Source organism: Halorubrum sp. Eb13, assembly GCF_002252895.1.
In the GTDB taxonomy this organism is placed as follows: domain Archaea; phylum Halobacteriota; class Halobacteria; order Halobacteriales; family Haloferacaceae; genus Halorubrum.
The window spans coordinates 24,464-43,165 of the sequence record NZ_NHPE01000004.1 but is presented as its reverse complement, the minus strand read 5'-3'; the positions used below and the strand labels follow the sequence as shown (position 1 = coordinate 43,165).

Annotated in this window: 18 protein-coding genes; 5 read left to right on the top strand and 13 right to left on the bottom strand. The window is 70.7% G+C overall.

Annotation, left to right across the window (positions count from 1 at the left end; genetic code table 11):
• Positions 1 to 189 precede the first annotated feature (189 nt).
• The 3 genes from DJ75_RS00305 to DJ75_RS00295 all read right to left on the bottom strand — a co-directional run bounded on the left by DJ75_RS00305 (position 190) and on the right by DJ75_RS00295 (position 6,172).
• Positions 190 to 924, bottom strand: a complete 735-nt coding sequence (locus tag DJ75_RS00305; RefSeq protein WP_141211935.1) for a TIGR00266 family protein — start codon at positions 922 to 924, stop codon at positions 190 to 192.
• A gap of 151 nt (positions 925 to 1,075) precedes the next feature.
• Positions 1,076 to 3,796, bottom strand: coding sequence for a leucine--tRNA ligase (gene leuS, locus DJ75_RS00300; protein ID WP_094521891.1), 2,721 nt, complete (start codon positions 3,794 to 3,796; stop codon positions 1,076 to 1,078).
• Between the two features lie 117 nt (positions 3,797 to 3,913).
• Positions 3,914 to 6,172 (bottom strand): hypothetical protein, encoded by a 2,259-nt coding sequence (locus DJ75_RS00295; protein ID WP_094521890.1) that lies wholly within the window; start codon positions 6,170 to 6,172, stop codon positions 3,914 to 3,916.
• Positions 6,173 to 6,343: 171 nt separating this feature from the next.
• Here DJ75_RS00295 and DJ75_RS00290 point away from each other — a divergent pair, with 171 nt between their 5' ends.
• Positions 6,344 to 6,748, top strand: a complete 405-nt coding sequence (locus tag DJ75_RS00290; protein ID WP_094521889.1) for a hypothetical protein — start codon at positions 6,344 to 6,346, stop codon at positions 6,746 to 6,748.
• Positions 6,749 to 6,766: 18 nt separating this feature from the next.
• Here the strand turns inward: DJ75_RS00290 and hisE are convergent, their stop codons facing one another.
• From hisE to DJ75_RS00275, 3 genes are all read right to left on the bottom strand, one after another.
• On the bottom strand, positions 6,767 to 7,096 hold the full coding sequence (hisE, locus tag DJ75_RS00285) for a phosphoribosyl-ATP diphosphatase (RefSeq protein WP_094521888.1): 330 nt from the start codon (positions 7,094 to 7,096) through the stop codon (positions 6,767 to 6,769).
• A complete protein-coding gene (gene pdxT, locus DJ75_RS00280; protein WP_094521887.1) occupies positions 7,093 to 7,686 on the bottom strand; it encodes a pyridoxal 5'-phosphate synthase glutaminase subunit PdxT in 594 nt (197 codons plus the stop codon). Before pdxT ends, hisE begins: the two co-directional genes overlap by 4 nt.
• A gap of 83 nt (positions 7,687 to 7,769) precedes the next feature.
• Positions 7,770 to 7,934: a preprotein translocase subunit Sec61beta gene (locus DJ75_RS00275; RefSeq protein WP_094521886.1), complete on the bottom strand. Its 165-nt coding sequence runs from the start codon at positions 7,932 to 7,934 to the stop codon at positions 7,770 to 7,772.
• A gap of 147 nt (positions 7,935 to 8,081) precedes the next feature.
• On the opposite strand from DJ75_RS00275, the gene DJ75_RS00270 reads away from it, so the two are divergent.
• Both DJ75_RS00270 and DJ75_RS00265 read left to right on the top strand, forming a co-directional pair.
• Entirely contained in the window at positions 8,082 to 8,351 is a 270-nt protein-coding gene (locus tag DJ75_RS00270; protein WP_008002506.1) for a co-chaperone YbbN, read from the top strand.
• A gap of 96 nt (positions 8,352 to 8,447) precedes the next feature.
• On the top strand, positions 8,448 to 8,597 hold the full coding sequence (locus DJ75_RS00265) for a 50S ribosomal protein L40e (RefSeq protein WP_094521885.1): 150 nt from the start codon (positions 8,448 to 8,450) through the stop codon (positions 8,595 to 8,597).
• 457 nt (positions 8,598 to 9,054) lie between these two features.
• On the opposite strand, the gene DJ75_RS00260 is transcribed toward DJ75_RS00265, so the two are convergent.
• The 3 genes from DJ75_RS00260 to DJ75_RS00250 are packed head-to-tail and all read right to left on the bottom strand — an operon-like array spanning position 9,055 to position 12,309.
• Complete coding sequence (locus DJ75_RS00260) at positions 9,055 to 9,672, bottom strand: dolichol kinase (RefSeq protein ID WP_094521884.1); 618 nt, start codon at positions 9,670 to 9,672, stop codon at positions 9,055 to 9,057.
• A gap of 3 nt (positions 9,673 to 9,675) precedes the next feature.
• Positions 9,676 to 11,460 (bottom strand): glycine--tRNA ligase, encoded by a 1,785-nt coding sequence (glyS, locus tag DJ75_RS00255; protein WP_094521883.1) that lies wholly within the window; start codon positions 11,458 to 11,460, stop codon positions 9,676 to 9,678.
• Positions 11,461 to 12,309 carry a CBS domain-containing protein gene (locus DJ75_RS00250; RefSeq protein WP_094521882.1) on the bottom strand — a complete coding sequence of 283 codons (849 nt, stop codon included), beginning with the start codon at positions 12,307 to 12,309 and terminating at the stop codon, positions 11,461 to 11,463. It abuts the gene before it with no gap.
• A gap of 264 nt (positions 12,310 to 12,573) precedes the next feature.
• On the opposite strand from DJ75_RS00250, the gene DJ75_RS00245 reads away from it, so the two are divergent.
• A complete protein-coding gene (locus DJ75_RS00245) occupies positions 12,574 to 12,795 on the top strand; it encodes a hypothetical protein (RefSeq protein ID WP_094521881.1) in 222 nt (73 codons plus the stop codon).
• Between the two features lie 101 nt (positions 12,796 to 12,896).
• On the opposite strand, the gene DJ75_RS00240 is transcribed toward DJ75_RS00245, so the two are convergent.
• The 3 genes from DJ75_RS00240 to DJ75_RS00230 form a co-directional block, all read right to left on the bottom strand.
• On the bottom strand, positions 12,897 to 13,802 hold the full coding sequence (locus DJ75_RS00240; protein ID WP_094521880.1) for a ketopantoate reductase family protein: 906 nt from the start codon (positions 13,800 to 13,802) through the stop codon (positions 12,897 to 12,899).
• A 90-nt stretch (positions 13,803 to 13,892) separates the two neighbouring features.
• A complete protein-coding gene (locus DJ75_RS00235; protein WP_094521879.1) occupies positions 13,893 to 15,155 on the bottom strand; it encodes a pyridoxal-phosphate dependent enzyme in 1,263 nt (420 codons plus the stop codon).
• Positions 15,155 to 16,111, bottom strand: coding sequence for a succinylglutamate desuccinylase/aspartoacylase family protein (locus tag DJ75_RS00230; protein WP_094521878.1), 957 nt, complete (start codon positions 16,109 to 16,111; stop codon positions 15,155 to 15,157). Before DJ75_RS00230 ends, DJ75_RS00235 begins: the two co-directional genes overlap by 1 nt.
• Before the next feature lie 202 nt (positions 16,112 to 16,313).
• Here DJ75_RS00230 and DJ75_RS00225 point away from each other — a divergent pair, with 202 nt between their 5' ends.
• Positions 16,314 to 18,431 (top strand): caspase family protein, encoded by a 2,118-nt coding sequence (locus DJ75_RS00225; RefSeq protein ID WP_094521877.1) that lies wholly within the window; start codon positions 16,314 to 16,316, stop codon positions 18,429 to 18,431.
• Here DJ75_RS00225 and DJ75_RS18915 read toward each other — a convergent pair whose 3' ends face one another.
• Positions 18,432 to 18,563: a hypothetical protein gene (locus DJ75_RS18915; protein ID WP_254921864.1), complete on the bottom strand. Its 132-nt coding sequence runs from the start codon at positions 18,561 to 18,563 to the stop codon at positions 18,432 to 18,434.
• Positions 18,564 to 18,702 lie beyond the last annotated feature (139 nt).

Here is an 18,702-nt window from a genome sequence, read left to right as displayed (position 1 = left end):
GGGCGCGTCGCCGTCGGCCGCGTCGCCGGCCAGCCCGTCGCCGGCGAGGGCGTCGCGGGCCGGGGCGTAGGGATCGTCCATACCCGATCGGGTGGCGCCGCCGACTAATCGTTTCCGGGGCGGGCGCGGATTTCCGGTCGAAACCCTGGCGCGGGGCGTCTCGGCGGTGGGGAGACAGTATCGACGCGATCAGAGGAAGTCTTCGACGCCCATGCCCGCGTCCCCCTCGTCCTCGCCGCTTTCTCCACCGGTGGTCGTCCGGAACACCGCCGGGTTGCGCGTCTGGATCCACACGCGGCCCTCGCCGGAGAACTTCGAGACGAGCCCCTCGCCGCCGAGCACCGCCGACTTGATCGTGCCGTCCGTCTCTCTGGAGACCGCGAGGCCGTCCGTCCACGCGATCAGATGATCGGTGTCGACCACCGTCGGATCGTCGGGCTTCACGTCCGTCTCGACGATCGAGCCGTACGCCGAGAGGAAGCACTGCCCGGTTCCCGACAGTTCGAGGACGCGGAGGCTTCCCGAGGAGAAGAAGCCCTGCGCGTCGTTGAACGCCGTGGACCGCTCGACGGTCGGCTCCCACGCGAGGATCGCCCCCGAATTGACCTTGATCGGCCCGTCTCGGCCGACGTCGACAGCGAAGACGTCACCCGGATGGTCGGGCGCCAGCGTGATCTCGGCCCCGTCCGCCGTCGCCTCGAAGGCGTTCTCCACCACGTCTTGACTCGAACTGATCGCCGACTTGATGATCCCGCCGACCCCTTCACCGCCGCCCACCTCGGCGTCCGCGTCGACGCTCTCGCTCCGGCTTATCATCGCCCCGGTCTCGGCCATGAGTCGGTCGTCTCGGTCCATGGTCGTTCGCAACACCGCGTAGCTCGGACCCTTCTCGATGGTGTACTGCATCTCGTGCGTGATATTCACACACTATCATAGATAATTTACGTATTTTTACATTGGATTGGTGTCACTAACCAGTGATGTTCCGCGTCGAGAACGCCGGCCGGCATCGACCGGTCGGGCGTCTGCGCCCGGCGGCAGTTCGGACGCCGTCTGCCGGACGAGAGCCGGACCCCTACTCGACGATGTCGATCGCGGGCCGGCCGGGCTCGGCCTTCCGGACCACCGCGTCGTCGGCGTCCGCGGCGCGCTCGACGCGGACCGGGGCGTCGAACTCGCGCTCGATCAGCCACGAGGCCGCGCGCAGCGCCTCGTACTCCTCGTCGCCCGACAGGGTCTCCTGCAGCGCCTCGCGGTTCGCCTGCAGGTCCTGGCCGTAGGAGGCGGCGTCGTCGCCCCGCTCCCGGATGTGGCTCTCCGCCATCAACTCCGAGATGAGGTTGTCCGCGTCGCTGTCGATCGCGACCTCCAGCGCGTCGTACTTCCAGTCGGACGCGACGACGACGTCGATCCGCTCGGGGTCCTCGATGCCGGCGACCTCGACGATGTCGCGCACGTCCTCGCGGGTGTTGGTCACCAGTCGGCGCCGCTTCTCGACCGTCTCGCGGTCGACCGTCGCGGTCGGCCAGTCGGCCTCGACGACGAAGCCGTCGCGACCCAGCGTCGCCCACAGCTCCTCGGCGAGGTGCGGGACGACCGGCGCGAGCAGGCGGACGGCGACGTCGAGCCCGCGCTCGTAGGTGTCCGGGTCCGGGTCCGCGTGCCCGCGGTAGCTCCGCAGCGTCCCCACGAGGTCCTGCGCCTCGCGGAGCGCGACGTTGAACGTGAGGCCGTCGTACTCGTCGCCCGCGATGGCGACGGCGGCGTCGACCTCGTCGGCGACGTAGTCGTCGACCGTGTCGCGGTCGGCGTCAGGGGGTGCGGTCTCCGCCGCGCCCGCGGCGTACCCCTCGACAAGGTCCGTCAGCCGCGCCAGGAAGCGGTGGGTCGACCGGACGCCCTCCTCGGACCAGTCGAAGTCGCGCTCGGGCTGGGCCGCCTGCATCATGAACAGCCGGGCCGTGTCGGCGCCGTACTCGTCGACGATGCGCTGCGGGGAGACGACGTTCCCCTTCGACTTGGACATCTTCTCGCCCTCCAGCTGGACCATCCCCTGCGCCAGCAGGTTCGTGAACGGCTCGCGGTGCTCCAGCCCCTCCTCGTCGGCCAACACCTTGGTGAAGAAGCGGGAGTACAGCAGGTGCATCACGGCGTGCTCGATGCCGCCGACGTACTGGTCGACCGGCATCCAGTCGTTCGCGCGCTCTAAGTCGAAGGGCGCGTCGTCCAGGCCCGGCGAGACGTAGCGCAGGAAGTACCACGAGGAGTCGACGAACGTGTCCATCGTGTCGGTCTCGCGGGCGGCCGGCTCGCCGCACTCCGGACAGGTCGTCGCCTTCCACTCCTCGGCGGCGTCGAGCGGGTTCCCGGTCGTGTTGATGAACTCCGGCAGTTCGACGGGCAGGTCCTCGTCCGGGACCGTCACCGGGCCGCAGTCGTCGCAGTGGACGACCGGGATCGGGGTGCCCCAGTAGCGCTGGCGGGAGATGCCCCAGTCGCGCAGCTGGTACTGGGCGCTCTCCGCGGCGCTCTCGATGTCCGCGGTGAGCCGCTCGCGGGCCGTCTCGCTGTCGAGACCGCTGTACTCGCCGGAGTCGATGAGGACGCCGTCGTCGGTGAACGCCGCCTCGCTCACGTCCGGCGCGTCCGGAACCGTCTCGCCGTCCCAGTCGTCTGGCTCCGGCGCGACGACCGGCCGGATCTCGACGCCCATCTTCGTCGCAAAGGCGTGGTCGCGCTCGTCGTGCGCGGGCACCGCCATCAGCGCGCCCGTCCCCACGTCCGAGAGGACGAAGTCGGCGACGAAGACGGGGATCTCCTCGCCCGTGGCCGGGTTCGTGGCCGTGAGGTCGGTCTCGACGCCGTTCGGCTCGTCGCCCTCGGGGTCGGCCTCGTGGTGGACGAACTCGTGGACGGCGTCGTCCTCGGCGGCAAGCTCCTCGCTGATCGGGTGGTCCGGCGCCAGCGCGAAGAACGTCGCGCCGTGGACGGTGTCGACGCGGGTGGTGAACGCCTCGACGGGGCCGTACTCCCGCGGCTCGATTCCCTCGCCGCGTCCGTTCGAGGCGCTCCGCGCCTCGCTCACCTCGAAGTCCAGCGTCGTCCCGTACTGCCGGCCGATCCAGTTCCGCTGCATCTGGCGCACCGAGTTGGGCCACCCCTCCAGGTCGTCGATGGCCTCCAGCAGCTCGTCGGCGTACTCGGTTATCTTCAGGAACCACTGGTCGAGGTCGCGGGTCTCGACGGGCGTGTCGCAGCGCCAGCACAGCTCGGCGTCGCCCTCGACCTGCTCGTCGGCGAGGACCGTCTCGCAGGAGGGACACCAGTTCACCTCGGCGTCGCGCCGCTCCACGAGGTCGGCGTCGGCGAAGCGGTTGAACAGCCACTGGTTCCACTTGTAGTACTCCGGCGTGCAGGTGGTGATCTCCCGCTCCCAGTCGTAGCCGAACCCCATCGACTTCATCTGGCCCTTCATCGTGTCGATGCAGTCGAACGTCCAGTCGCGGGGGTTGGTGTCGCGCTCCTTGGCGGCGTTCTCGGCGGGGAGCCCGAACGCGTCCCATCCCATCGGGTGGAGCACGTCGTCGCCGCGCATCCGGCGGTACCGGGCGTACGCGTCCGTGATGGTGTAGTTGCGGACGTGGCCCATGTGGAGCTTCCCCGACGGGTACGGGTACATCCCCAGCACGTAGGTGGGGTCGTCGGCCTCGTCCGGCGTGTGATACACGGAGGCGTCCTCCCACGCCTCCTGCCACCGATTCTCGACCGCGGTGTGGTCGTAACCCTCCTGAGACATCTGCTTATATACTCGTGGTCGGGTCGGCGTCGTATAGCTTTCCATCCACTGGTGCGGTGTGACACACCGCCTCGTGGACTGAGAGCGGGACGCGCCGGCGCCGGAACCGCCGGTCGCCTACAGCTTCCCGGCGTTCCGCGCCTGCTCGACCCGCTTCGTCGCCTGCTCGACCCGCTTCCCGGTCGCGTTCGCGAGCCCGGGCGGGAGCCCCTCGCGCGCCGCCGCGAGTCGCTCCTCGATCCGCGCGATCCGGTCGAGCACGTTCGCCAGCTGACGCTCCGTCCCCTCGCCGTCGCCCTCGCGGGCGCGCTCCTCGGCCCGCTCCGCGGCGTCGACCGCGGCCGCGAGCGCGCGTTCGAGCCCGTTCACCGCGTTCGACGGGCCGCCGCCCGAACCGCCTCCGCCGCCGCTCGTCCCGCTCCCGCCACCTGTGTCGTCGCTCCCGTCGTCGTCATCGCCGTCTCCGTCGCCGCCCTCCGCCGCCGCGGCCGCGACCGCGGCGCGGGTCTCCTCGGCCACGTCGGCGACGTAGCCGGCGAGCGGGGCCGCCCCGGTCTCCGGGCGGTCGATCCGGATCGGCGAGCGCCCCTCGCCGTCGTCGCCGTCGCCCGAATCCCCGCCGTCATCGCCTTCCGAGCCCGGCGGGTCCGGGTTGACCCGGTACGCGCCGACCTCGTCGTCGGCGTCGCGGACCTCGGTCGTGTACGCGCCGCCGGCGTGGACGTAGGCCGCGTCGCTCCCGTCGATCGCGGAGTCGTAGATCCGACCGGCGAAGTCGTCCTCGATCGCCGTCCGCGTCAGGTCGACGTCGCTCTCCTCGTCCGAGAGCTCCACCTTCCGCGCGTCCTCGCGGGCGACGAGCGGGATCTCGCCGTCGACGCCGGCGGCCGTCACTGGCTCGTCAGCCGAGACCGTCAGCTCCTCGCTGTGCGGTGCCCGCCCCGCGCCGTTCACCGTCAGCCGGTGGTCGCCCTCGGGGACGCCGTTCGCGACCGCGATCCCGCCCGCGAACGTCGGGACCGCCTCGGGGTCGCTCTCGATCAGGACGAACGACTCGACGCCCGCGTCGGCCGTCGTCAGCCCCTCGCCGTCGGGGGCCTCGTCGGTCTCGGTCGCCCGCGTCACGCGGGCGACGACCGCGTCGAGCGCGCCCGCGGCGTCGCCGCCGACTTCCGCGTCGCCGGCGATGGCGTCGTATCGGTCGGCGAGCTCGGCGCGGTGGTTCCCGGCCGTGACGTCGAGCGCGGGGTTCTCGTAGCGCGGCTGCTCCCACGGCACGCCGGTGGTCGTGATGTGGCTCGCGACGGCGTCCTCGACCGCCTCGGGGACGGCGAACTCGAAGCTGAGCTGCGGCCCGGTGAACGCCGATATCCCCTCCAGTTCGGCGCTCTCGACGAGTTCGTAGCCGACGACCTCGTCGACGGTCTCGTCCGCGAGCGCGTCCTCGCGGTCGGCGTGGCGGAACGCGATCCCCGTCTCCCGGAGCGGGAGGTCGGTCGGGGGCGACCGCAGGGCGTCGAGCGATCGGACGCTCAGCGCCCCGTCGACCAGCGACTCCTCGGTGACGGACGGGAGGTCTGGGTGCTCGTAGATCGGCTCGCCCTCGTACTCGGGGACGACGAAGGGGAGCCGGGCCCCCTCGTCGCGGGGAAGGCCGTACGCGATCGGGATCCCGAGGAGGTCCTCGACGGTGTCGATCGTCGTGTTCGTGATGTCCGCGAGCAGCCCGTCCTCGCCGACCCGCTGGAACCGGTCGGGGATCTCGTTGACCGAGAGCGTGCTGGAGTGCGAGCCGAGCTCGGGGAGGATCCGCGGGACCACGTCGGGGTCGGGGTCGAGGAACTCGTTGTTCGGGACGCTCCGGGAGTGCGAGCTGGCGACGTACAGCTGGGGGTCGCCGGTGTCGAGGTCGACGAAGACGTGGAGCACCTCCCAGTCGTGCCAGTGGAAGTTCGCGGTGAACTGGTCGAACGCGGAGTAGAACCAGAACTGAACGACCGCGAGCGGGGAGTCCTCGTACCGGACCCCGTTGTAGAACACGGTGGGGTTCGGCGGCTCGCCGGCCTCGTCGTACCGCTCGTGGTAGCCGTCGAACGCCGCGAAGCCGTCGACCACCGTCTCGCCGTCCTCCTCGGTCGCGTACGGGCGCGGGTCCGTGGGGAACCACGGCTCCGCCGAATCGAAGTACAGCGTCGGCGCGAACCGGGCCGCGAGCTCGTCGAGCCGGTCCGATTCCAACCCGGCGGCCGCGGCGTCGTCCGCCTCGGAGCCGGAGCAGCCGGCGACCGCGGCGCTCCCGGCGCCCGCGAGCGCGCCGAGGGCGGTCCGCCGACCGACGGTCCGCCGGTCGGCGTCCGGATCCGGCTCTCCGGTCACGGGCGGTCCTCCCCGCGGACCGAGGCCGTATCTATCGTCGCCGCTCGCGGCTCCTGATTCATTTCACTGACTTACGACCGTAGCATCGAATAAGTCTTCTGACGCCGAGGGGCCCGCCACTCAGACGAGCCCGGGAGAAGGTATTTGCGCTCGGACCCGTGACTCCTCGGTATGGACGGCAAGAAGGCCCTCTACTACGGCGCGGTCGCGTTGGCGGTCCTCATCGGCGTCAGCGTCCTCGTCTCCGTCGTCTCGGCGATCCTCAGCATCGCGTGGGCGGTGATCTCGGGGGTCGTCACGCTCGCCGTTCTCGCCGGGCTCGCGTACGTCGCGTACAAGGCGGGCTCTTGGTTCCTCGGGAGCGACGACCCGACCGCGAACTCGGACTCGATCGGCGCGTCGCGGTCGAGCTCGTCGACCGCGTCCGGTGACGCCTCGGAGAGCAGGCAGGACCGCCTCCGCCAGCAGTACGTCGAGGGACAGATCAGCGAGGCGGAGTTCGAGCGCCGGATCGCCAGCGAGCTCGAGACGGAGGAGCTCGACGACATCGACCGCGAGCTGGAACGGGAGCGGTAGGCGGCGAGCAGTGGGCGGTCAGAACCGCTCGCGGAGCTCGCCGCGGAGGTCGTCGAGGTCGAGATCCTTCATCGCGAGCAGCACCAGCAGGTGATAGACGAGGTCGGCGCTCTCGGCGGTGAGCTCGTCGAGATCGTCGTCCTTCGCCGCGAGGATGGCCTCGGTCGACTCCTCGCCGATCTTCTCTAAGACGGCGTTCTCGCCCTTCTCGTGGGTAAAAAGCGAGGCCGTGTACGAGCCCTCGGGGAGCTCCGCCTTCCGGGACGCGATGGTGGCGAACAGCTCGTCGAGGACGGCCTCGGGCGGGGCGTCGGGGTCCTCTCGCGCGTCGGTCTCGGGGTCGCTCACGCGACCACCTCGCGATCGGGGAAGAAGGCGAGGTCGTGGATCCGCGGGTCGTCGGTGAGCTCCGGGTGGAACGCGGTGGCGACGACGGGGCCGTCGCGAACGGCCACCGGGCGGCCGTCGACGGTCGCGAGCACCTCGACGTCCGGGCCGACCTCGTCGATGAGCGGCGCGCGGATGAAGACGGCGTGGAACGGCTCGTCGAGACCGGTTACCGGCATCTTCGCCTCGAAGGAGTCCTTCTGTCGACCGAACGCGTTGCGGTCGACGGAGACGTCGACGAGTTCGAGCGCGTCGACGCGGTCGTCCTTCGCGTCCCGCGAGCAGACGATGAGGCCGGCGCAGGTGGCGAGCACGGGCTTCCCGCTCGCGACGTGCTCGCGGATCTCCGCGGCGATCCCCTCTCTGTGGATCAGCCGCGAGATGGTCGTCGACTCCCCGCCCGGCATGAGGAGCACGTCGCAGTTCGGCACGATACCGGCGTCGCGGACCTCGACGACCTCGGCGGACTCGTCGTGAGCGGCCGCGGCGTTCCGGACGGCGGCGGCGTGCTCGGCCACGTCGCCCTGCACGGCGATGACGCCTGCTTTCATGTCACTCACTCGGTCGGGGACGGGCAAAAAGGGCGCGCTACCGGTCAGCCGGCGGGAAGTGTTCGAACGGAGACGTCGGACCGTTAGGCGACCGTCAGCGAGAGGATCTGCACGAAGACGCCGAAGAGGACGCAGAACGCGAGGACGGTCTTGGGACTCATCGAGATCGCGTTCCGGTCCTCGTTGTCGAAGTAGCGGACCAGTCCCGCACTGGACATCAGCCCGCCGGAGTTGGAGCCACTGCTCATACTCGTGAGTGACCCGCGCGGCGTTCTAAACGTTTCGCTCGCGGCCGACGAGCCTCGGCCGCGGCCGGCGAGCCGAATCCGACAGCCCCCGCGTATCGCCGAGTGGGAAACCCTTATGCGCGGTCCGCCGGTAGAACCGGTCGGATAATGACTGTTCGACTGCTGGATTTTCACGCTGACTGGTGCGGCCCGTGTAAGACGCAGGACCCGATCCTGGAGGAGATCCAGGAGGACCTCGGCGACGCCTTCGAGCTCCAGAAGGTGAACGTCGACGAGGAGCAGGACGTCGCCAACCAGTACCAGGTCCGCTCGCTCCCGACGCTGATCATCGAGAACGACGACGGCGTCGTGGACCGCTTCGTCGGCGTCACCCAGCGCGAGGACATCGAGGCCGCGCTGTCCGAGGCCGGCGCCTGAGGCTCGGACCGCCCGTTCGGTTTCGGCGGTCCGGGGTACCGCCGACCCGCCGCCGCGTCTCGCAACCTTTTACAGCGTCGCCGCGACAGTAGCCGTATGGCCAGCTTCGACGCCGCGGAACGCCGCAACCTCGACCGGCAGATCTGCATGCGCTGTAACGCCCGCAACGCCCCCGACGCGAAGCGCTGCCGCAAGTGCGGCTACAAGAACCTCCGCCCGAAGGCGACGGAACGCCGCGCGACGTAAGCGGTCGTCCCCTCATTCGTTCTCTGCGACCCGTTTGTTCGGTAGCCGCGGGTGCAATCTGTCTGGTCATCTCTCCGTTGATCGGGTATCGATCGTTGCTCTCGTTGTTGACGCGTTGAACACCTCCAAAGCCCCAGCCGCGAGGCGGGCGCACGCTCGTTGCGCTCCTCGGTCACTCACTTCGTTCGTTCCCTGCGGTGCTTCCGTCGCCTGCGCCCGCCTCGCGGCTGCCCCTTTGAGTCCCGTCCCGCACCACGACCGCACCTCACGCCTCCCCAGCCTCGTCGGACCGGCGCGGTCGCGCCGGTCCGACTCCCTCGCGCGTGCGATTCGCGCCCTCCGGGCGCTCATCGGCACGCGCCACCGCCGCGTTTGTATATAAACGCCCTCTGCGTTCCTCGCTCCTCGCTCTTCGCTCGTTGCCGAGCCGTGATCCGCGCCGTGATCCGCGCTGTGCCTACCCCACCACCGCGAGCGCGAGGAGCATCCCGCCGGCGGCGGCGGGCGGGATGGTGAGGTTGTCGTCGACGGCGACGCCACGGATTATCGGTGGGAGGCCGTCCGCGACCGCGGCGGGGGCGGCGCCCGCGCCCGCGACGACGACGCCGACGTCGGGGCCGAAGGCGGGGATGGTGAACGGAACGGCGAGCCCGAAGCAGACGAGGAACATCGCGACCCACGCGGCGGGCCGCTTCGCCTCGGTGGCCTCGTTGTCCCCCAGCGCGCCGCTGACGGGGTCGCCGACCGACAGCATCCACATCGCGGGGATCGCCAGGGTCGGCTCCAAGAGGAGGACCGCGCCGGTCATGCTCACCTGGTACAGCGCGTAGCCGGCGAGCGCGTCGGTCTCGTACTCCCGGGTGAGCTTCCGGTAGAGCCAGTGGTCGAGCCCGACGACGAGCCGGAGGAACTCCAGCGTGAGGACGACGGCGAGCGCGGCGAGGAGGAAGTAGCGCGTCTCCGTCCACGTGAACCAGCCGAGCAGGTACGGCACCGGGTAGAGGGTCCCCCCGGAGTGGACCAGCCGCCGCTCGAACTCCACGTCGGCCCGCCACTCCGCCGCCGGAAGGGGCACGGGTCAGTTGGTCTCGACGTCCGTCTCGACGCTCTGGTACCGGTCCCGCAGCGCGTCGAACGACTCGCCCGCGCGGAGCGCGGCCAACTCGCCGGCCAGGTCGTCGGCGGGGACCCGGACCTGCGCGGCCGAGTCGCGCTCGCGGACGGTGACGGTGTCGGGGCCGTCCCCCTCGATCCCGTCGCGGTCGATCGTGACGCAGAACGGCGTTCCGACCTCGTCCTGGCGGCGGTAGCGCCGCCCGATCGAGCCGGAGTCGTCGTACGCCACCGCGAGGCCGGCCGCGCGCAGGTCGCCCGCGACCCGGTCCGCGAGGTCGACGAGCCGGTCGTCGTTCGTCACCAGCGGGAATACCGCCGCGTCTTGGGGCGCGATCTCGGGCTCCAGCGAGAGGTACGTCCGCGCCTCGTCGTCGACCTCGTCCTCGCGATACGAGTGCGCGAGGAGCGTTTGGACGGTGCGGCCCACGCCGAAGGACGGCTCGACGACGTGCGGGGTGATGTGCTCGCCGCTCTCGGTGGTCTCCTCGACGGCGAAGTTCGCGACGTCGACGTCGACTTCATGCCTTTCACCGTTCACGTCGACCGCGACCGTCTCGCCGTGGAAGGCGTCGGGGTCGCGCTCGGCGAGCGTCTCCAGCGCCGCGGCGACCGCGCCGGCGTCGCCGCCGAACTCGGGACCGAGGACTGACATGTCGGGGTCGACCGTCGCGCGCTCGACCGTCTTCGGCTCGTCGTAGCGCTTGAACACGGTGAACGAGTCGTCGCCGTACTCGCCGTGCTTCGAGAGGTCGTAGTCGGAGCGGTACGAGAAGCCGGCGATCTCGATCCAGTCGCCGTCGACCTCGCTCTCGGCGTCCCAGCAGTCGGCCGCGTAGTGGGCGCGCTCGCCCGCGAGGTGCTGGCGGAACCGGAACCGGTCGGTGTCGACGCCGACGCGCTCGTACCACGCCTTGGCGACGCCGAGGTAGTAGCCGACCCACGGGGAGCCGATGACGCCCTCGTCGACCGCCTCGCCCACCGTCGTCTCGACGTACTCGCCGTCCTCGGCCTCCTGTTCGGTCGCCGGGTACAGCCGGACGTCGACGTCGCGGACGCGGTCCAGCGGGGGTTCGTCCTCCTCCGGGTCGATGAACTGCTCCAGCTCGGCCTGCGTGAACTCGCGCAGGCGGAGGAGCCCGCCGCGCGGCGAGATCTCGTTGCGGTAGGCGGGTCCGATCTGGGTGATCCCGAACGGGAGGTTCCCGCGGGCGTACTCCTTCAGTCGCGGGAACTCGACGAAGATCCCCTGGGCCGTCTCCGGCCGGAGGTAGCCGGGCTGGCCGTCGCCCGGGCCGATGTCGGTCGCGAACATGAGGTTGAAGTCCTCGACCGGTTCGCCGGCGAGCGGGGTGCCACAGGAGGGGCAGGCGATCTCGTTGTCCGCGATGAGGTCCTCGACCTCGTCGCCGGGGAGCGCCTCGGCGTCCTCGATCTCCGTGACGGCCTCCACGAGGTGGTCGGCGCGGTGGGACTCGCCGCACTCGCCGCACTCGACGAGCATGTCGTCGAACCCCTCGAGATGGCCGGACGCCTCGAAGACGGCCTCCGGCATCACCGTCGGCGCCTCGATCTCGCGGTTCCCCTCGCGGATGGTGAACCGGTCGCGCCACGCGTCCTCGAGGTTCCGCTTCAGCGCCGCGCCCTGCGGACCGAACGTGTAGAAGCCGGCCGTCCCCCCGTACGCGCCGTTCGAGCCGAAAAAGAAGCCCCGTCGCTTCGCCAGTTCGACGAGGTCGTCCGCGGCCATCTAGAGGCCCTCCAGCAGGTCGACGTCGCGCACGATACCGTTGAGATCGGTCCCGTTGACCAGGGGAACCTGCTCGATGTCGTTGCTGATGAGCTCCTGTGCGACCTCCTTCGCCGTCCGGGTGCCGCTGACCGTGACGAGGTCCTCCGTCATGAAGTGGCGCGCCGCCTCCGCCGGGAGCTCCACGTTGCGGGTCGGGAGGTAGCGCGCGCCGGTGGCCTTGATACCCTCCCAGGACCACTCGGAGTCCTGTTCGGCGATCGAGTCGCCCGTGCTCGCCTCGCCCTCGACGACGCGGGCGACCTCGAGAATGTCGACCTCGGTGAGCATGCCGGCGATCGCGGCGTCGTCGTCGAGCACGACCGCGTAGGGGACGTTCGCGAGCCCGATCTCCCGCTCGGCGACCGGCAGCGGGGTCTCGGTGTGGGTCGCGTTGACCGCCTCGGTCGCGAGTTCGCCGACCTCGGTGCCCCCGTTGATCTCGCCGCGGGCGATCGCCCGCACCACGTCGGTGACGGTGAGGATGCCGACGAGCTCGTCGCCGTCGACGACGGGGAGGCGGCGGGAGCGCTCGGCGACCATCGTGGCCGCGGCGTCGACGAGGTCCTCGTCCGCGCCGATCGTCGGGACCTCCCGCATCAGCAGCGCGAGCTGGTCTTCGTCCGGCTGCTCGATGAGGTCGTCGCGAGTGACGAGGCCGCGGTACACCTCGTCGCCGTCGACGTCCTTCACGACGGGGACCGAGGAGAAGCCGTACTCCTGGATGTACTCCAGCACGTCGTTCCGGCTCCCGGGAATCTCGACGACGACGAGATCCGACCGCGGCGTCATGGCGTCTGACACGTTCATGCACCGTCTTTCAGCGTGGCACCTCTTGTATACTGCGAAGGTGGTCGGAGACGGCGCGGCCGCGGGTCGGCGCTCGAACGGCGTCACGTATCCGACAACTATCCGACCGATCCGTCGGATCGACGCCCGACCGGCGCCCCGGGCCGTCCGATCGACGGTTCTATCCCGGATTCGCCGTCGATCCGCTCGATCGAACCGGGAATTCGCCGACTGCGGTCGGCTTCGGTTCGGAACGCTTATACGTACTGTGAACAATTAACAATCATGTCACGGAGTTCCACTCCTTGGGACGACCCGGACCCCGATCACCGTCGGACCGCGCTGCCCGCGGACCCGACGCTCGACGCCGACGATTCGCCGGACATCATGGCGTCGATCGACTCGTCTGCGTCGCGATCGGAGCTGGTGATCGCGGACGTCTCGCGGGAGAACGCGTGGGTCTCGGTCGACGAGACCGACGCGACCGTCCTCGAGGAGTGGTGCTGACTCGGTAGTCGCTCGACGGTATCGACGGCCTTCCGGCTGTCCCGCGCCGCCCCGTTCACCAGCGACTCCCGGCCGCAGTCACGCGGATTCTCGGATATTTTTCACGCGGATTCCCGGAGCCCTTCGCCCAGTTCCCACGCGCGGATCAGCGACGCGATCGTCCGACACGTCGGCGCCGCGGCCCCGAAGCGGTCGGCGCGGTCGGCGACGGCGCCGTAGATCGCGTCGACCTCGGTCCGACGCCCCGCGGCGACGTCCTCGTGCATCGACGAGCGGTTGGCCGCGGTTTCGTCGGCGACGCGCTCGACGGCGGTGACCGCCTCGTCCTCGCCGAGATCAACGCCGTCGGCGCGCGCGACGCGGGCCACCTCGCGGGCCGCCTCGCGCGCCACCTCGCCGCCCGGCCCGTCGAGCGTCGCGCCGTTGGTGAGGCGCGCGAGCGCGGAGGGGCCGTTTATCCCCGCGTTGACCGCGAGCTTCTCGTACTGGCGTCGGGGCATGTCCGCGGCGACCGTCGTCTCGATCCCGGCCTCGTCGAACGCGGCACCGACGCGCTCCGCGAGGGGGTCCCGACCGCCGGCGAGCGAGCCGACGACGACCTCGCCGATCCCCGTACACGTCACCCGTCCGGGCTCGGCGAGCAGGGCGCCGTAGCTCGCGGTGCCGGCGAGCACGGTCGGGTCGAGCGCGGCGACGAGCCGATCCCCCGTGAGCCCGTTCTGCAGCGAGCAGACCGCGTCGTACTCGCCGGTCGCGAGCGCCCGCGCCGCCGCGTCGGTGTCGTACGCCTTCGTCGTGACCACGGCGAGATCGGCGGCGCGGTGCGTCCCGTCGGTGAGCGCCCGCGGACGGACGCGCTCGTCGATCTCCCCGTCGATCCGGAGCCCGTCCTCCCGGATCCGCCGCATGTGCGGGTCGCGCCCGACGAGGGTGACGTCGTGGCTCCGGGCCAACAGCCCGCCGATCAGGCTGCCGAGCGCGCCGGCGCCGTAGACGAGGACCTCCATGTGGGGTCCCACGGGGCGCGACTGAAAAGGCGTGGCGGTGGCGCGGGCCGCCGACCCGGGAACTCGCCGCTCGTCAGAACTCGCCGCCCGTCACCCTTTCAGCCCGCTCCCGGTCAGGGGGACGACGACGTCGTCGTCGGCCGCGAGGGTCCCGCGCTCGCGGAGCGCCCGGAGCGCGGCCGGCGCGACGGCGCAGGTCGGCTCGGTGTAGAAGCCCGCCCGGTGGAGCCGGTCGAGCTCGCGCTCCGCCGCCGACTCCGTCACCGCGAGCGCGTCGCCGCCGGTCTCGGCGACGGCGTCGAGGATCTCCCCTTTCCGAACCGGCTCCGCGATCTGGATCCCGTCGGCCGCCGCGTTGACGCGTCCGTCGGGGTGGGCGGCCTCCGGCCCGTGCAGCTCCCGGACGATCGGGGCGATCCCGGCCGCCTGCGCGCCGAACAACCGCGGGACCGCGTCGATCCAGCCGGCGCGTTCGAGCCGCCGGAACCCCCGGTACGCGCCGAGGAACAGGGTGCCGTGGCCGAGCGGCGTGACGACCGCGTCCGGGGCCTCCCAGCCGCGCTGGCGAGCGATCTCGTAGGCGACCGTGGCCGTCCCCTCGAAGAAGGCCGGGTTCCAGGCGTGGCTGGCGTACCACGCGCCCTCGGCGGAGCCGCCGCTCCCGTCGCCCGTGTCGGCAGCGGCGCCCCTTTCGCCCTCGTCGCTCTCGCCGAGCGCGGCGACGCAGGCGTCGGTCACGTCGCTCCGACCGCCCTCGATCTGGACCGGATCCGCCCCGGCGCGGCGGATCGCGCGGAGCTTCGACTCCTTGACGTCGGCCGGGACGTACACCGCGGCGTCGATCCCCGCCCGGGCCGCGTACGTCGCGATCGCCGCGCCGGCGTTGCCGGACGAGTCCTCGACGACGCGGTCGACGCCGAGTTCCCGGGCGCGCGTGAGCGTCGTCGTCGCGCCCCGATCTTTGAACGATCCGGTGGGGAAGACGTACTCCAGCTTGAACTCGGCGTTCCACGCCGCTCCGTTGGGTCCGGCGTCGCCCTGCGAACCGTTCGATTCGCCCCGCGGCCCGTCGGCGTCGCCCCGCGGCCCGTCGGCGTCGACGAGCGGGGTCATCCCCTCGCCGAGCGTCACCCGGTCGGCGGGGTCGTCGCCGACGGCGAGGAACGCCGCGAACGCCCAGAGCCCGGCGCCCGTGTCGAGGGTCTCGCCCGCTTCGGCGTCCGGGGCCGGGCGATCCGGAATCGGCGGGTCGGCGAAGTTCAGCGGCGCGCCGCACTCGCAGCGCCACCGGTCGGCGACGGTCCGGCCGCACTCGGGGCAGGCGAGTCGCTCGGGGGCGGCGTCGGCCGGCATCAGTAGCGGTCGACGTTGGTGCCGACCGAGCAGACGTACTCGCCGGCGGCGACCTGCGGGAGCCGCCTGGTCCGCCAGAAGATCCCGTCGGCGTCGGCGGTCACGCGGCCTTTCAGCTCGCCGAAGGTGTCCGTCACCTCGAAGAGGGCGTCGCCGGCCTCGACGCGCTCGCCGAGGTCGCGCTCGAATCTGACGAGCCCGCCCGCGGGGGACCCGTACTGGTCGAACCCGCGCGCCCGGACCTGCCGTTCGACGTCGGCGCCGCCGTCGAGGAAGCCGTAGTGCCGGAGCACGTTGAACACCCCATCGACGCCGTATCGGATCGACTCCTCGTCCCAGCCGACGGCGCCGCCGAGCTCGGGGTCGATCGTCGGGATCCCGTGCTCCGGCCCGGCCCGCGCGAGCTGACCGTCCGGGCCCTTGATGTCGAGGACGTGCCCGCAGCCGAACACCTTCGCGAGCTCCAGGCAGTCGCCGTGGAGGTGATGGCGAATTCCGCACCGCACCCGCGTCTCGTTTATCATCCGGCTGGTCGATCCCTGGTGGAGGTCTAAGATGAGGTCCGCGCGCTTCGCCGCCTGGAACGTCGCGTGGGCGATCCGCTCGCTCGTCGTCCCGTCCTCGTCGCCGGGGTACCCCCGGTTCATTTTCCGGTCGTCGATCGGGTTCCGATGCTCCGCGACCTGAAAGCCGAAGTAGTTGACGATGCCGACGACGAGGACCGCGCCGGACAGCTCCGTCGGGTCGATCCGCGGGACGACGCGGTTGACGACCCCGAGCCCGTTGAGCTCGTCGCCGTCGCTGACCGCCTGCACGTACAGCGTCTCTCCGTCCGTCGCGCCGTTGATGACGGCGACCGGCAGCCGCACGGGGCTCCCGTCCCGCGTCTCCCCCACTTCGAGACGGCCCGTGTCCGTCTCGCCCGGCGGGGCGCGGGCCGTTCCAAGCGTGATCATTACGCGAATGTGGGTCGGGCGCCCCTTTATCCGTTCGGTCCACGGCGATTCACCGACACAAGCTTTATCGCCGTCTCGGTCAACAAACCGGTACCGAGCGCCGCGTTCGCCGGGCGCCCGGGACCGGCACGCGCTCCGTCGCGCCGGACCCGCCCCCGGCGATCCGGCACCCCGGCCGGCGGTCGGGTGCGGTCCCACACACATGAGCATCGACATCGACCCGCTGTCTGCCGACGCCGGACTCACGGTCACGGACCACATCGAGAACACCCAGTTCGAGGTGTACACCGACCGGGCGGTCGACCCGGTCGCGACCCCCGAGCAGGCGCACTACTTCCCGGTCGACGCCAGCGTCACCGTCGAGACCGCGTCGGTCGAGATCCCCCGGGTCACCATCGTCGAGACGCGCGCCGGCGACGGGACCCTCCTCACTCGGGGCGACTCCTACGCGATGCCGTCGGACCAGTACCATGTCGGGATCGACCCCGCGCCGACCAAGTTCTACCTCGCCTTCGAGTCCGGCTTCTCGGTGTCGACGACGGACCGAACCACCCGGATCGACCTCGATGCCCCCGCCGAAGTCGCGCTCGGGTTCCGCTCGCTCCACCAGGTGCCCGCCGGGACGATCGAGACGCCGACCGACCCCGAGTCGCTGATGGACGCCGTGTCGCTGCTGGGCTCCGCGCTCCAGACGACGAGCCCGGAGCGGTCGTTCCCCACCCTCCGGGGGCACCCGCCGCTGATCGAGGCGGGCGACGAGCTCCGCGTCCCGGACCGGATCGAACCGCCCGACTCCGGGGTCCGGATCGTCGTGCCGCCGACCTACGAGCACCTCTACCCGATCGTCTCGCTGGCGTACTACTTCGCGGCCGACGTCGTCCCCGGGGACGCGCCCCGGATCGAGGGCGACGGTTGGAGCCACCCGCTGGAGCCGGACTTCGAGCGCCGGGCCGCCGAGGCGCTCCGGCAGTCGTTCCACTTCGACTGCCTCGCCCGCACCGAGGGGTTCTACCCGGTCGACCTCCACGAGCGCGAGACGACGGACCTGGACCTCGACTGGGGCCGCCTGTACGACCTGCCGCTCGCGGAGCGGCTGGGCGAGTACCTCGACGTGCCGTTCCAGCGGGTCGAGCCCGAACTCCCGCAGTGGACGCTGACGACCGACGTGCGCCCCGATCCCGAGAACGTCGAGATGCTCCCGTTCGTCGCCGGGGAGCTGTCGGTCGTCCGGTCTCCCGAGACGGTCACCCCGGTGACCGCGGGCGAGGGCGGCGGCGTCGGGCTCTTCCGCGGTTCGGGCGCGGACGTGACGCTGAGCGCGGCATCACTTGGTCCCGACGAGTTCGTTCGCGGTTGCGCCGGGACTGAGCCCGTCCGCGGCGCCGACGCCTCGACCGACCGCAGCGCGGTCCCCGCGGACGCCGACTTCGTGCAGCCGGAACCGGTCGACACCGTCGAGCACGCGTGGGTCGGCGAGGGGGTCCCGCTCGACGCCAACAAGGCCACCCTCGACGCGTACTACCGCCGGCTGGAGGCCGGTCAGGTCGAGCAGTCGCGGATCTCCGTGCTCGTCGTCTGCAACGACGAGCAGATGCGCGAGGAGGGCGAGGTCGCGGACTTGTACGGCCTCCGCGACATGGTCCAGTTCGACATCGAGGTGCGCCACGACCTCACCCGCGCGGAGATGCGCGACGTCCTCGAGTCCGACGTCGACTTCCTCCACTACGTCGGCCACGTCGACCACCGCGGGATGCAGTGTACCGACGACTACCTCGATCTGACCGACGAGGACCTCGACGTCGGCATCAGCGCCTTCCTGCTCAACGCCTGCCAGTCGTACCGGCAGGGCGAGGCGCTGGTCCACCGCGGTTCCCGCGGCGGCATCGTCACGCTCTCCGACGTGGCGAACTCCCCCGCGACGCAGCTCGGTCGCATCATCGCCCGGCTGATGAACGGCGGCTTCAATCTCCGCACCGCGCTGAACGTCGCGAAGCGCGAACTGATCACCGGCTACCAGTACATCGTCGTCGGCGACGGCGGGGCGACGATCTGTCAGAGCCAGAGCGGGGCGGCTGCGGTCGTCGACGTACACAACGAGGGGCCGCCTTGGAATCTTTCGGTCAAAGTGTATCCGAACGGGCCTTACGGCTCGGGGTCACTTACCACTCCGAACACTAAGTCTGCTACGGCTAACTACTATGTCCCCGGTGACATTGAGTTACGTGATGTCAACGAATCGCAACTAGAGCTTTTCCTTGGCCTCGAGGTACTTCCGGTCTTCACCGAGGGGGGACTCGTCTGGAGTGACGAATTCGACTGATTACGGCCCGGCGGTCGTCGCTAACGCGCCCGCCGACGCGGGCGCCGCCTGCGTCAGCAGGAGGAGCGCGGTGAACAGGACGCCGGCCATCTTCGGGTGCTCTGCCACGTATTCTGCAACACTTTCGTGCATATTACACAAGATATCGCATGTAATTAAATCACACATTATTGTGCGCCAACCATTTCCTGATATTTGAATACTCAAGAGTTATAAACAAACTCGGCAACGATCGAGCCGATCGGCGCCGCACCGCCTCGCTCGGCCGTAT